Genomic DNA, 13,513 nt, shown 5'->3' with positions numbered 1-13,513 from the left:
AATGGCCAAAGATACACAGATCCGCTTCGTCTCTCCGAAGGCATGGGAACGCATCGAGCAGTGGTCCCGCCGCAAACCGGTGTTTGCCCTGATGGGAGAATTCAGCGCCGGAAAGTCGACGCTGATGAACTTTCTTCTGCGCAAGCAAACCTTGCCCACGCAGGTCACCGCCACCCAGCTGCCGCCGGTCTGGTTCAGCTGGGGCAACCGTCCGGCCTATGTGCACGGCCACGACGGCAGCAAGACGCAAATCGGCCTGGATCAACTGAACCATGTCGGCGTCAATGACGCGCAGTTCATCCGGATCTTTCTCGAGGCCGACATCCTCGAGGCGGTCGACCTGATCGACACGCCCGGCATTTCCGACCCCAAGATCGACACCGATGTCTGGCGCCGTGCCGTGGGTCAGGCCAACGGGGTTCTGTGGTGCACGCATTCAACCCAGGCCTGGCGTGAAACCGAACGGGCCACCTGGGTGTCGCTGCCTGAACGCCTGCAGCACAACTCGCTGCTGCTGGTCACGCGCGCTGATGCCCTGACCCAGAAAGACCGCCAGAAGGTGCTGCGCCGCGTCAACCGCGAAGCCGGTCACCTGTTCAATCGCACCGTCCTGTTTTCGGCCAAGGACGCCATCATCGCGCGCGACAAGACCGGCGATGCCGAGCTTTGGGCCCGCAGCGGCGGCGGCAAGATGATCGACAGCTTCCTCGAAATCACCGAGCAGATCATGGATCAGCGCGCCGAAATGCTGACCCGCTACCAGATCGACAGGACACTGGCCCCGGCCAGCGAGCCCCGGACGGCCGCGACTGCGGTGCCGGAGGTGCCCGCCCCCGAGGCTCCGCTGAAACTGGGCGACCCGCTGCGGGCCGAGGACGGATTCGATGCGGTTCGCAACTCGGACGACGTGATTGCGACCTTCCCGGTCCGGCCCGCCCGGGTCGAGCGCCGCAAGGAAGACGGCGAGCGCGCCCGTATCGACGCCGAGGATGCCGAGCGGATGCGAGCCGAGATGACCCCCATGGGCGAAGACGACGATGACCTGCGCTCGTTGTTCCGTGAACCCGAGGACTCGCGTGCGGACATCACCGGCCGCCATCTCGAGCCGTCCCGCCTTGAGGGGTTCGAACTCGAGGACGAATTCGATCTGAGCGACGGAGCGTCGGACTTGTCCGACGAGGACGACTCGGTAGAGGACCCCGACCAAGTGGTGACGACCCTGTCGGAAAAGCTACGCGCAGACGCACCGGCCGATGCCGCCCCGACCGAAGATTCCGACTCGGCACCTGCGGATATCGAGGTTTCGGTTTCCTCGATCACCGCCCTGCTGTCCGAACAACAGGCCGCCGACCCGGACTGTTACGAGCCCGAGCCCGAATCGAATGCCCTGACGAATGGCGGAACCACGGACGACCCGCGGCCGGCCCGAACGTTTGATCATTTGCTGGACGTCCCGGCCGGAACGCCGCTGAGCGCGTCCGCCATGTGGCGCGAGATTTCCGACGGCACCGAACTACCGTCGGATCCCGCTGGGTTGCGCGCCGTCTTTCAGGCTTTTCTGGAGGAATTCGACCAGATCGCGCGCGAACACAGTGGCCAGCAGAGCCCACCAGCGGTGATGAGCGAACCCAAGGACAGGGCTGAATGGCAGGTCTCGTGACGCGACCCCGCGAACCGGGCGGATCGGAAAAAGCCGTTTCCCGCCCGGACGATGAATGCTATCGGTTGCGCGACGGGAAGACCCCGTTGCGCATCGGTTTTTTGAAAGGTTGACAGGACGTTAGATGAGCATAGAGGCCGCCCTGACCAGCGCCATGGAGACTATCCCCGACTGTATCGCAGCCGGATATATCGATATGGAAACGGGCATGTTGCTGGGCGCATCAACGACGGATGATGCCGATGCCGAGGTTCTGAACAATCTGGCCATCGCCGTTGCCAACCTGTTTCAGGGGCGCGGTGTACAGGCCTTCCAGGACCTGCTCGAATCGGCCGGCCTGCAAGACAACGACACCCCCGGGTTCGGAGAAATCGCCGTATTCTCAGAAGATCGGCTGCACATCTTTCTGCGGACGCGCGAGTACCCCGAACACGTGGTCTGCTACATCTGTCACGCCAGCGCCAATACCGGCCTGGCCCTGACCAAATCGCACCTGAGCCTCGGGCCGGTGGCGGCGGCGGTCTAGCAAGGATATCAAGGACGGATGCAATGACGGCGACAGAGATCATCGACATGCTCGAAAACATCGGGCGCAGGGCGACTCCACGGCTGTCGCCCGCGGTCGACCTGACGGCGGAAACACCGGCCGCGCGGCGCAGTCTGATCCTGCAGGCGATCCGGGGTACCGTACTGCCCCGCCGCGCCGAGTTCACCGCCCCTGACGGAACGCGTCTGGCGCTTGAACTGAACAGCTCGCGCATTACCGATGTCTACCGGACCAGCACCGGCGAGCTTCCCGATTTCGCGACCGAAGCGCGTGAAACCATCGTGCGGAAGCTGGCACGACTGGTGTCGGACCTCGCCCTTGCGGGCGATCCGATTCAGATGGTGTCCCTTCAACCCTACGGCCCGACCGAGGCCGACGATGTCGGGATCACTTTCACCGAGATAAAGACGGCCTGCGCGGCGATCGAGTTGCCGGAAGATGAGCCTAGGCTGACCGTCTTGCAGACACCCGCCCCCGAACCCGTCGCGGACGACCCATACCCGGCCCCTAATAGCGAAGGGCTTGCAGCCGCCTTTTTCGAAGGTTCCGGGCGGTTTGCGATGGGACGCTTTCTAAGCGGCCCGGCATCCACGCATCGGCATGACGGCCTTTGCGCGGATGGCCAGCCCCTGCACCCGTCGGCCGGCTTGCTGGACCGGTTCGCAAAGGACCTGGCCAGCTGGGATGCTGATGCAAGCGGGCAACTGCCTCATCCGCAACTGATCGTCATGCGCCCATCGGGCGGCAAGGGGGCCGCGCTGGCCCTGTTGCGTGACGGTCAGGACAATGCCGCCGCCATTCACGACGCGCGCAAGCTGGGGGCCGTTGTCGCGCTATGGAAATCGCTTCGGGGGGCGGATCCGTGACGACCCGGCCCTTTTTTGCATATCAATCCTTACCGTCACGCGTTTTTGCCAGTTTTCAAGGTTAGTGTCATGAGTGAATCCAACCGCCGGGACTTGATCCGGATCGCCAACGAATTGAACGAAATGAGCAATGACGAGACCCGTCATTTCATTTCACGGATCATTGATGACCTGACCAACCTGAAACCCTCGATCGCCTTTGTCGGGCAGATCAAGGCAGGGAAATCCCGGCTGATCAACGGATTCACCGGACAGGCCGAATTTCTGCCCTCGGACGTCAATCCCTGGACGACGGTGATTACCGACATGCATTTCGGGCACCCGTCGGGGCGAACCCAAGGGGCGCAGTTCCACTTTTTCGACGACCGTCAGTGGCGCGCCCTGATCGCCGAAGGCGAAGAATTGCGCAACATGTTCCCCGATGACGAGGACAGCTACAAACGCGAGATGATCGAAGAGCAGGTCGAGGCGATGAAAACCCGCGCCCGGCTGCGGCTGGGCGACAGCTACGAGCAGTTGCTGGGCCAGCACCACGACCTCGAAGAGCTGACCTCCGAGGATCTTGCCCGCTATGTCTGCGCCGGCGAGGATCCGACCGAGGCGACCGAACATGATCCGGGTTCGGACCGGGGTCTGTACAGTGACATCACCCGCAAGGCCGATGTCTATTTCGAACGGGGCCATTTCCCGTTTCCGCTGACCGTGACCGACACGCCTGGGGTGAACGACCCGCTGCTGATCCGCGAGGAGATCTCGCGTCAGTATCTCAAGGAAAGCGATTTCTTCGTGGTGGTGTTGTCGGCGCATCAGGCACTGTCGCGTGCCGATCTGAAACTGTTCCGCCTGATGCAGGCGCTGGAACTGGGTCAGATCGTGGTATTCATCAACCGCGTCGACGAATTGAACGGCGGTGCCGAAGATGCCGCGAAGGTTCGCGCTGACGTGCTGGACGGCCTGCAAAAGGCGTTGGGAAAGACCAATATCGACGTGCTGATGGGCAGCGCCCAATGGGCGCATTATGCGCTGACCGGCGACGAATCCCAGGTGAACCATGACAAGGTTCTGGCCTGGCTGCGCGCCCATCCCGATCAGATGCAGCAGTATCTGGAAGGCGTTCAGAAGCTGAAGCAGGCCCCCGCCCCGATCAGCCGCGAAGCGGTCCTGCGCTATGCCGCGATGATCGCGTCGGGCCTGCCGGATCTGCGTCGCCACGTCACCACCGCGCTGGCCGAAGGCAAGCGCGAGGAACAGCTGCGCATGGCGTGGCAGCATCTCAACAGTTTTGCCGAAGGGGCGCTGGAACGCGGCAAAGCGCGCTTGCGCGCACTGGACGAAGACGGCCGGTGCCAGACCGAAAGCGCCGCGGAGAACGACAAGACACTGACCCATCTGCGCAAAACCGTGGCGGACCAGATCGTCGAAATTACCCGCGAGATGGACGACATACTGGCCAATCTGCGTGGGGTGATGGACGACACCGTGGCCGAGGCGGTCGCCGATGTGGTATTCGGCCCCAACGGGCAATCCCCGCTGTTGGCCAAGGGCGACGCGACCGAATTGAACTTTGTCCCCCTGCGCGAACGGATGCGCGAGCTGGTCCAAGGTGCGACCCAGGTGATCCGCCAGCGCATGCTCAGCGAACTCTATTCGATCGACATGCAGGCGAATGGCGCGCTGCGCGCCCTGCCCGGCTGGCAGGAGCCGGCCGACAGCCGCATGAACACCAGCGCGGTGCGCTGGTACCGACCCGACACCTCGGCCCTGACCCGCGGGATCACGGTCGAGCTGCGGGTGAACTGGCTGTCGCGGCTGATTTCCCGCAAATCGGTCGTGTCCCGGGCCGAGCGCATGATCGTGCAGGAATTCCAGCTGATCGGCGACGACCTGATCGACACCGCCCGCGACGATCTGCTGGAGCGGTTGAACACGGTACTAGATCATTTTCTGGCCTTGCTGGCGGGTCATCTTGAAAACCGCGCCGCATCTGGCAAAAACTCGGAACGCGGTCAGGCCCAGATCGAGCTGGACCGCGCGCGGGCCATCGCGGACCAGCTGCAATTGGTCTTTGACATCGAACACGGCAACGAACGACAACCGGAGGCCGCAGAGTGATCGAATTTCCCTCTACCGAACACGAGGTCCGACAGCTCGAGCGCTTTCTCAGCGCCACCGAGTCGCTGCCCGCGACGGACCGGCTCGAGGATATGCGCGCACGCGCGCAGGCCCATGCCGAACGGTTGTCGACCGCAGTGTCGATCGGGTTCGCCGGAGAATTCGGCGCCGGCAAATCCAGCTTGGCCAACATGCTGGCCGGGGCCGACATTCTGCCCACCGGCCCGCAGCATCTGAAACTGCCGCTGGTGATCGTGGCCTATGCCGACGCGCCGGAAACCACCGTCGGCTGGTGGGACAAGGAACCCAAGACCTACTCCGGCATCGTCCTTGAAAAGGCGGCAGCCGATAACCCCGATTTCATATCGGTCGGGCTGAACACCCCGGCCCTGCGCGAAATCTCGTTGTTCGACCTGCCCGGATCGGGTTCCCTGGATGACAGCTACAAGCAAACGCTGGACCTGCTAAAGTTCGTCGATTGCGCGATCTGGTGCACCAACGGCACCAACGCCTGGCGCGAGACCGAACACCACCTGTGGGCACAGGTGCCGGAAACCCTGCGGGCGAACAGCCTGCTGGCCGTGACCCATGCCGACTTGCCGCCGGTGCGCGACGCCCTGGACCGCGTGTTGGCCCGGCTGGAAAAACAGAAGACCGGCATGTTCCGGGCCATCGTCCCGATCGGAACACCGGTCGCCGTGCGCGCCATGGCCCAAGAGCCCGAACCCGATTTCGCCTTGTGGGAGACCTGCGGCGGCCAGAAACTGGCTGAACAGATGCTGGAAATCGCCTCGGACCGGCGCAAATCCGACTTGGAGGCCGCACGCCGCGACCTGAAACAGGATTATCTGCCGTTTCTGGAGACCCTCAAGGGAGACGAACCAGAAACCCCCGACTCGCGCACCGTCCAGCCCAGCCTGGAATCGGCGCTGCCGCCGCTGTCCAATCCGATCCTCGAAGACTGGCTGGCCGCCATCGCCAGCATCTACGAGGACCTGCGCGACAGCTCGGACATCGACCCCGGCGCCTTCCTGGAAAGCTGCCGGGAAATCGTCGAAGATTTTGCCGAACGCCTAGACTCCGGGTCCGAGATCGACCCCGAGGCCGACTGGATCCCGACCGAGTTCGAGAAGGCCACGGACCTGTTGCTGCTGCTTCAGTTCGAAACCGGCGAGACCCGGCTGAAGGATGCGGTCAGCATACTGGCGCAGCTCAGCGACAATCTGGCCTGGGCCGGCAGCAAGGTCGCCACGGCCGCGCCCCGCACCGGCACCTGAACTCTTCGCGCCCGGATTGCGCCGCTCAGCGGCGAATCGAGCGCCTGGACTCTGCCAACCATTGTTTCGAATCCGTCGACCATGCCGGTCGCGACCAGCGGACTGACAATGGTCAGACTACACCATTTTCCAATATATAGCATATTTCCTCAGATAACACACAAGATACAGATCGCCCTGCGGGTCGATCCATAGTGAAGCCATGCGGCGGCCCCAATAAAGTCAAATTTGAACCGTCTAACCGTTCTCAAGTGTCCTGCGGTTGTTTTTGGTTGTGAGTGCAAGGGCAGTTTGTCCGGTTTTTGTAGGCCGCAAGAATTGAACTCATGGGCGGGAAAAATGAATCACAACCACGCGGTCGGCGCCTCGCACGACGAACCACAGATCCAAGGGCTGCAACCCGGCGCGAAGCTGCTGCGCGGCCAGTATGAAATACTGGAATTTCTCAGCAATGGCGGGTTCGGGATTACCTACCTGGCCCGTGACAGCCTGGATCGCGACGTGGTCATCAAGGAATGCTATCCGGGGGCGCTGTGCCGCCGGAACAGCGATCTGGTCGAACCCAACGACCCCGCCTTCAAGGACGATTTGCGCGCCATCATCGATCTGTTCATCCAAGAGGCCCGCAACCACGCGCGGCTGGTGCACCCGAACATCGTTGATGTTCATCAGGTGTTCGAGGACAACGACACCGCCTATATCGCGATGGACCTGATCCGCGGCTGCGACCTGCTGGATTACATCGAAGACCCCAAGACCGAGAGCGGCCCAGATTTTATCGTGCAGGTCACCGAGAAGATGCTGTCTGCGGTGTCGTTCATTCACCAAAGCGGCATGCTGCACCGCGACATCTCGCCCGACAACATCCTGATCGACGAACATGGCGAACCGATCCTGATCGATTTCGGGGCCGCGCGGGAACAGGCCGCCAACAAGTCCGCCGCCCTGCTGACCCTGCGGGTCATCAAGGACGGCTATTCCCCGCATGAATTCTATGTACGCGGATCGGAACAGGGACCTAGCAGCGATCTGTATGTGCTGGGCGCCACGCTGTACCACGCGATCAGCGGCGAACGGCCCATCGACGGGCAGACCCGCCTGAACGCCTTCAACAACGGCCAGCCGGACCCGTATGTCCCGCTGACCGGCCGGTTCCAGGGCTATCCCGAAGGGTTCCTCGAGGCGATCGACAAAGCGATGGAGCTTCACGCCACCGATCGCCTGCAATCAGCTCTGGACTGGCTGCGCATGTTCCGCGGTCCCAGCGTCGTGTTCGACAACTTCGATTATCGTCCGGTCTCGGTCATCGTCGCGCTGGACCGCGAAGATGACGAGGCAGAAAAGGCCCGCATCAAGGCCGAGGCCGACAATGCCGAAGCGGTCGTGACCGCCCTGCTGGCCGGCAATTCCGATCTGGCTCTTGGCCCGACCAAGAACGACGAGGCGGCTGCCTCGGGGTCCGTGGGTGATACGGCCCCGACGGTCGACACCGTCGTTCAGAAAAGCTCGAGCGGCAGCGGCAAACTGATCGTCGGCCTGGCGGTTCTGGCAGCCCTGGCTGCCGGCGGCGGCTATGTCTGGATGAACAAGGACGGCACGGCACCCGACGGTGCCGTATCCGCCGTTCAGGCGGATACGACCGTCGCGGCGGCGACACCCGAAATCACGCCGGAAGCACCCGCACCCATCGAATCAGACCCCGAACCGGACACCGCCCTCGAAACCCCGCCGACCGACGGTGTGGGAAATCGCGGGCCGGAAGAAACCGCGGCAACACCAGAAGCGCAGGACCAGCCTGTCGAGCAGCCCCTGGCCGAGCCAGCCCAAACGGCAGATCCAGTCGTCGAAAAACTCACGGCTGCGGCGCCCGAGACCCCTGCCCCGACCGCACCGGTCAAGCTGGCCCAGAACCAGTTCGGCTTTGCCCATTGGGATGTCGAAGTCCCGTTCTCAACCGCCACGCGGCGCGGTTCTACCGGCAGCGCGATCGCGATCACCGGTGTTGAACAGGGCCGGGACCTGTCGGTCATTGGCGATTGGGTCGCACGCGGCGCGGTCATCTACACCCTGAACGGCGAGCCTATTCAGGACGACGCACCCCTGGCGACGCAGGTGCTGAACAACCTTCAGATCGACCCCGACGGCTATGTCCGCGTGGCCGCCCGGTACCGGGCACCAGGCAAGACCCGGCCCGAGAACGGCCTGCTGGCCCTACCCGCGATCCGCAACTTCGGGTTGATCAACGGGTATGGTTTCACCGCCCGTGTCGGTGGCGACACGGGTTGGCAGACCATCGTGAGCGAAGCGCCGATCGAAGGGGCTGGATCCTTGCAGGAAGGCGACATCCTGCTGCGCGAAATCCACACCGGCACCGAGATCACCGAGTCCGACAGCCTGGACCGGGTGATTTCCGAACTGGTGGCCGATGGCCAGCCCGAGGCAAAGCTGACGGTATCGCGCAACGGCGCCGAGACCACCGCCCTGATGCCCTTGACACAGGAGCAGGCGGAATGACCTGACCGACAAGTCCCGAACCCGCCAGCGTGTTTGGCTGAGGGTGGCATCGGTTTTGCGCCACCCTGACGGGATCCGGCCCGTCGCGGAGCGTAAAGATTTTCTGGTTTCCCCGATCATCAGTGCCCTGCCCGTGCGCAGAGGTTTTTCGCAGCCCCACGGACCCATCCAGTCCGTGCAAGAAGTCAAAAGGTGTCGACACCATGTTCAAATACAAAAGCCCCCTCAGCCGGCTTCTCGAAGGTGCCGGCAAGACCAAGGAAGCCGAAGCCACCGATACGGCCGAAGCCACGCAGACAGAACCCGAGGCTGCGCCCGACGAGAAACCTCAGCCGATCGCGGATTTCAACGCGCTTCGGCAGGCTCTGGGTGGCGGCAGCCTGAACACCGAAGGCTTCGAGGAAAGCGACGAGCTGCTCCCCGAGGACAAGATGCCCGAGTTTGACGACGAGGAAGAACCGGTCACCGAGGCGGCCAAGGAAGCCCCGTCGCAGCCCGAAGCGGCCGAGCCCGAACCCGAGCCGGTCGTGACCCTGCGTTTGGCTCAGCCCGAGCCTGAACCCGAGACAGCTTCGATCGAGGCGGACAGCGCCGAGGAAGCGGTTGCCGAGGCGCCCGAGCCAGAGACGTCGGCGCTGGAAGAGTCCCCCGAACCGCCCGTCGCAGCGCCCGAGCCTGCTACGATCGCGGCCACCGCAACCGCAGCTATGACGGCGGCACCCGACGTAGCCCAACAGGACCGCCGCGCGCGGGTCAAGACCACCTTCCTGGGCTTCGAGCGGCCGGACACCCATGTTCAGGATCTGATCGAAACCGCCGAACCGATCCGCAAGGCCGAGACTGCCGCCGAGACCTTCCCGGTTGGCTGGCTGGTCGTCACTGGCGGCCCAGGCCGTGGCGCCAGCATCACCCTGAAGGAAGGGCTGATGCAGATCGGCCGCAACGACGATCAGGCGATCCAGCTCGATTTCGGCGACACCGGCATTTCGCGCTCGAACCATGCGTTCATCGCCTATGATCCGGAAGACCGGAAATGCTATTTGGGCCATGGAGGCAAGGCCAACCTGGTGCGCCTGAACGGCAAGCCGGTTCTGAGTACCGTACCGCTGGCCAGCGGCGACCTGATCCGCATCAGCGAAACGTCCCTGCGGTTCGTCGCCTTCTGCGACGAAAACTTCGACTGGCGGGACGCATAACGAATGCTGGCGACTCCGTCATATGACATTGCGCTGATCCTGGATCAGGGCCGGCGCGACTCGCAGGAGGACGCGATCGCGGCACGTGTCTTTGACGCGGCCAATGCCGGCTACGTGGTGGTGGCCGACGGCATGGGCGGTCACGCGGCCGGCGAGGTCGCCTCGGACCTCGTGATCAAGGCCTGGCGCTCGGTTCTGGATGCCGCTCTGGACAGTCGCGAACCGACCGAAAGCGAATTGCAAGACGCCCTGCCCCTGGCCGCCATGCAGGCCAATGCGACGGTGGCGGGCTACGGCGAAGATCAGCCGGCAGGCTTCAACATGGGGTCGACCCTTCTGGGCGTTCTGCTGCTGCGCAACCGGCTGTTCTGGATCTCGATCGGCGACAGCCCACTCTACCTGTTCCGCGACGGGGCCCTGACCCAGATCAACGAAGATCACTCGATGGCGCCCGAAATCGACGCCCGTGTCGCACAGGGGCATCTGTCGCCGGCCGAAGCCCAGGCCCACCCCGACCGCAACCAGCTGACCTCGGTCATCATGGGCGCGGCGATCCCCAAGGTGGACTGCCCCGAACAGGCGCTGGAACTGGACCCCGAGGATATCGTGGTTCTGGGCAGCGACGGGCTGCAGTACCTGACCGACGACGAAATCAGCGCGACTCTGCAGGACAACGCCGACGCGCCTTCCCAGGACATTGCCGACAGCCTTCTGCAGGCCCTGATCGCCAAGGCCGATCCCGACCAGGATAACATTTCGATCGCCGTCGTGAAAGCGACCGGACAATAACAAGAGCAACCCAACAGGACCCATGAAAAAGACATTCCTAATATCCAGCCTGGCCCTTGCGGCAGCCGCAGGAGCAGCCTCGGCGCAAGAGGCCTGCTCGGACTACGAGATCCAGCGCGGCGACAGCCTGCGGGCACTGGCGATCGAAGTCTATGCAACCGAAGACTTCCGCATCATCTATGACGCCAACCGCGAGGTGATCGGCTCGAATCCGAACATCATCCGCGTGGGTGACATTCTCAAGATGCCCTGTCTCGAAGATGTCGGCCGGGCCGCACCCCAGCCCGAGACCGAGGCCGAGCGCATGGCCGCCGAGATGGCCGCCGAACTGGTCAAGGCCGCCGAAGAGCGCGCTGCCAAGGCCATCGCCGAGGCCGAGGCCCGCGTCGCCGCCGCTGAGGCCGAAGCCAAAAAGGCCAGCGAAGAGGCGGTGATTGCCGCCAAGACGGCCGCGAAACAAGAAATTGAAGCCGCCCGCGCCGAGGCTGCCGCGCTGATCCGCGACGCCGGCACGGCCGAGCGCCCGGCCATCCGCGACCGTCAGCTGCTGCTGATCACCGGCGGCAACTATGCGCCCTTCACCGACGAGTCCCTGCCCCATCGCGGGCTATACACGCATCTGGTCGAAACCGCCTTCCTGCGAGCCGCGCCTGAACAGGCCTACAAGATCCAGTTCGTGAACGACTGGTCTTCGCATCTCGACCTGCTGATGCCGACCCTCGCCTTCGACGCCACCTTCCCCTGGTCGCGCCCCAACTGCGACGAGGCCGAAGCCCTGTCGGAAAGCGACAGGAACCGGTGCGAGACCTACAACTTCTCGAACCCGTTCTACGAGGTGGTGGACACGTTCTTTGCCAAGGATGGCTCGGGCTACGAGACCACGCTCAGCTATGCCGATTTCGCGGGCGCAACTATCTGCCGTCCTGAAGGATGGTCAACGACCCACATGGATGCGGTGGGCCTGTATGAACCCGCGATCACCCTGATGCGCCCGGTCGACCCAGATGACTGTTTCCGCGCCGCCATGGACGGAAGCGCCGATATCGTAGCTATCGAGGCGCACCTGGCCACCGATGCGATCAAGCGGCTGGGCTACGAACATCAACTTGTCGAAAACCCCAACCTTGCGGCGATCAAACCGCTCAATGTCATGACCCACAAGGACAACCCGGATGGGGAAGCGATCCTTGAGACTCTGAATCAGGGTCTGGCGATCATGCAGCAATCGGGCGAATGGCGCGACATCGTGTCCGAGGCCCTGCGGTACCAAATGGAAAACGGATAAGGCCCCGAAAAGGCCTGATAAAACAAAAGTCTGGAGGAAGTGGACATGTTTGAAATCAACCTGAAGAAACTGGTGGTTGCGGCCACTGCAATCACCGCCCTGAGCGCCAGCGCAGCCGCAGCTCAGGAAGCCTGCTCGAACTATACGGTTCAGGATGGCGACACGCTGGCAACCATCTCGATCGCGGCCTACGGCACGTCGAACTACCAGCCGATCTTCAACGCAAACCGCAACATCATCTCGAATCCCTCGAACCTTGAGCCGGGCGTCGTGCTGGCCCTGCCCTGTGAGGACGGCAGCCTGCCCAACGGCCTGAGCGCACAGGACCTGATCGCCGCCGAGGAAGCCCGCAACGCGAACAACAAGGCGTCGAACGTCTATGAACCCCCCGTCAAGATTCTTGCCGGCGGCAACTATGCACCCTTCTCTGACGAGAGCTTGTCGGGTGGTGGCATTCTGGTGCGTCTGGCCTCGACCGCGCTCAGCCGTGGCGGCAACAGTCGCGAGCATTCGGTAAGCTTCGTGAACGATTGGGGTTCGCACCTGGACACGCTGCTGCCGCTGGGCGCGTTCGACGTAGGTCTTGGCTGGTACATCCCGGACTGCTCGAACCGCAGCTATGAATGGTCGGCGGAGACAACCCGTCGCTGTAATGAGTTCGACTCGACCGTCAGCGTGTATGACGTGGTTATCGGTTTCTACACCCTGCCCGACAGCAAATACGCCGAGGCCCGTTCTTTCGAAGACTTCAAAGGCGCGCGGCTGTGCCGGATGGATGCCTGGTTCACCCACGACCTCGAAGAACAGGGCGTTTTCGAGCCGAACATCACAATGGTCCGCCCGATCAGCGCCGCTGAGTGCCTGGACGCCGTTCTGACCGGTACCGCCGACGTTGCATCCTTCGAGGTTCAGCTGGCGGCGGATGCCATGAGCGAAATGGGCCTGACACCGAAGGACATCGTGGAAAACCCCTTCGTGAACACCATTGCCAGCCAGCGCATCATCGCGCATCGCAGCAACCCGTTCGGCAAACAATACATCGCGATGCTGAACAAGGGCCTGAATGAAATGCGCGAGTCGGGCGAATGGTACGCCATCGTTTCGGACACGCTGCGTGAGCACAACGAAAAGATGAACGCCGCGTCGAACTGATCCCTCGGTTGCGCGAAAATCTTGGGGCCGGTCTTGCGACCGGCCCTCTTTTTTTGTCGGCGCCCGTCACAGGCCATATCCACAAGAAAAACGGCCAGCACCCCAAATGCTGGCC

Annotated in this window: 10 protein-coding genes; all 10 read left to right on the top strand. The window is 63.1% G+C overall.

Annotated features, from left to right (window positions below; translation table 11 throughout):
• Position 1 precedes the first annotated feature (1 nt).
• Complete coding sequence (locus tag AC2FMD_RS08525; RefSeq protein ID WP_496794922.1) at positions 2 to 1,660, top strand: dynamin family protein; 1,659 nt, start codon at positions 2 to 4, stop codon at positions 1,658 to 1,660.
• Between the two features lie 124 nt (positions 1,661 to 1,784).
• Positions 1,785 to 2,186, top strand: coding sequence for a hypothetical protein (locus AC2FMD_RS08520; RefSeq protein ID WP_496684595.1), 402 nt, complete (start codon positions 1,785 to 1,787; stop codon positions 2,184 to 2,186).
• 23 nt (positions 2,187 to 2,209) lie between these two features.
• The gene (locus AC2FMD_RS08515) at positions 2,210 to 3,073 is read left to right on the top strand and encodes a hypothetical protein (RefSeq protein ID WP_496742647.1); all 864 of its coding nucleotides are present in this window, start codon (positions 2,210 to 2,212) and stop codon (positions 3,071 to 3,073) included.
• Positions 3,074 to 3,142: 69 nt separating this feature from the next.
• The gene (locus tag AC2FMD_RS08510; protein WP_496742648.1) at positions 3,143 to 5,185 is read left to right on the top strand and encodes a dynamin family protein; all 2,043 of its coding nucleotides are present in this window, start codon (positions 3,143 to 3,145) and stop codon (positions 5,183 to 5,185) included.
• The gene (locus AC2FMD_RS08505; RefSeq protein WP_496794921.1) at positions 5,182 to 6,462 is read left to right on the top strand and encodes a dynamin family protein; all 1,281 of its coding nucleotides are present in this window, start codon (positions 5,182 to 5,184) and stop codon (positions 6,460 to 6,462) included. Before AC2FMD_RS08510 ends, AC2FMD_RS08505 begins: the two co-directional genes overlap by 4 nt.
• Positions 6,463 to 6,801: 339 nt before the next feature.
• Positions 6,802 to 8,976: a serine/threonine protein kinase gene (locus tag AC2FMD_RS08500; RefSeq protein WP_496742650.1), complete on the top strand. Its 2,175-nt coding sequence runs from the start codon at positions 6,802 to 6,804 to the stop codon at positions 8,974 to 8,976.
• A gap of 203 nt (positions 8,977 to 9,179) precedes the next feature.
• Positions 9,180 to 10,172 (top strand): FHA domain-containing protein, encoded by a 993-nt coding sequence (locus AC2FMD_RS08495; RefSeq protein WP_496742651.1) that lies wholly within the window; start codon positions 9,180 to 9,182, stop codon positions 10,170 to 10,172.
• Between the two features lie 3 nt (positions 10,173 to 10,175).
• Positions 10,176 to 10,961: a PP2C family protein-serine/threonine phosphatase gene (locus AC2FMD_RS08490; protein ID WP_496713008.1), complete on the top strand. Its 786-nt coding sequence runs from the start codon at positions 10,176 to 10,178 to the stop codon at positions 10,959 to 10,961.
• 22 nt (positions 10,962 to 10,983) lie between these two features.
• Positions 10,984 to 12,246 (top strand): substrate-binding periplasmic protein, encoded by a 1,263-nt coding sequence (locus tag AC2FMD_RS08485; RefSeq protein ID WP_496794920.1) that lies wholly within the window; start codon positions 10,984 to 10,986, stop codon positions 12,244 to 12,246.
• A gap of 45 nt (positions 12,247 to 12,291) precedes the next feature.
• On the top strand, positions 12,292 to 13,398 hold the full coding sequence (locus AC2FMD_RS08480; protein ID WP_496713007.1) for a peptidoglycan-binding protein LysM: 1,107 nt from the start codon (positions 12,292 to 12,294) through the stop codon (positions 13,396 to 13,398).
• Positions 13,399 to 13,513 lie beyond the last annotated feature (115 nt).

Source organism: Ruegeria sp. BHSC276 (assembly GCF_059612945.1).
The sequence above is the reverse complement of the archived record's forward strand: the minus strand, read 5'-3'. Positions and strand labels throughout refer to the sequence as shown.

Bases quoted from the DNA above. Each gene is read 5' to 3' on its own strand.
- AC2FMD_RS08525 (WP_496794922.1), top strand. From the start codon at position 2: ATGGCCAAAGATACACAGATCCGCTTCGTCTCTCCGAAGGCATGGGAA.
- AC2FMD_RS08520 (WP_496684595.1), top strand. From the start codon at position 1,785: ATGAGCATAGAGGCCGCCCTGACCAGCGCCATGGAGACTATCCCCGAC.
- AC2FMD_RS08515 (WP_496742647.1), top strand. From the start codon at position 2,210: ATGACGGCGACAGAGATCATCGACATGCTCGAAAACATCGGGCGCAGG.
- AC2FMD_RS08510 (WP_496742648.1), top strand. From the start codon at position 3,143: ATGAGTGAATCCAACCGCCGGGACTTGATCCGGATCGCCAACGAATTG.
- AC2FMD_RS08500 (WP_496742650.1), top strand. From the start codon at position 6,802: ATGAATCACAACCACGCGGTCGGCGCCTCGCACGACGAACCACAGATC.
- AC2FMD_RS08495 (WP_496742651.1), top strand. From the start codon at position 9,180: ATGTTCAAATACAAAAGCCCCCTCAGCCGGCTTCTCGAAGGTGCCGGC.
- AC2FMD_RS08490 (WP_496713008.1), top strand. From the start codon at position 10,176: ATGCTGGCGACTCCGTCATATGACATTGCGCTGATCCTGGATCAGGGC.
- AC2FMD_RS08485 (WP_496794920.1), top strand. From the start codon at position 10,984: ATGAAAAAGACATTCCTAATATCCAGCCTGGCCCTTGCGGCAGCCGCA.
- AC2FMD_RS08480 (WP_496713007.1), top strand. From the start codon at position 12,292: ATGTTTGAAATCAACCTGAAGAAACTGGTGGTTGCGGCCACTGCAATC.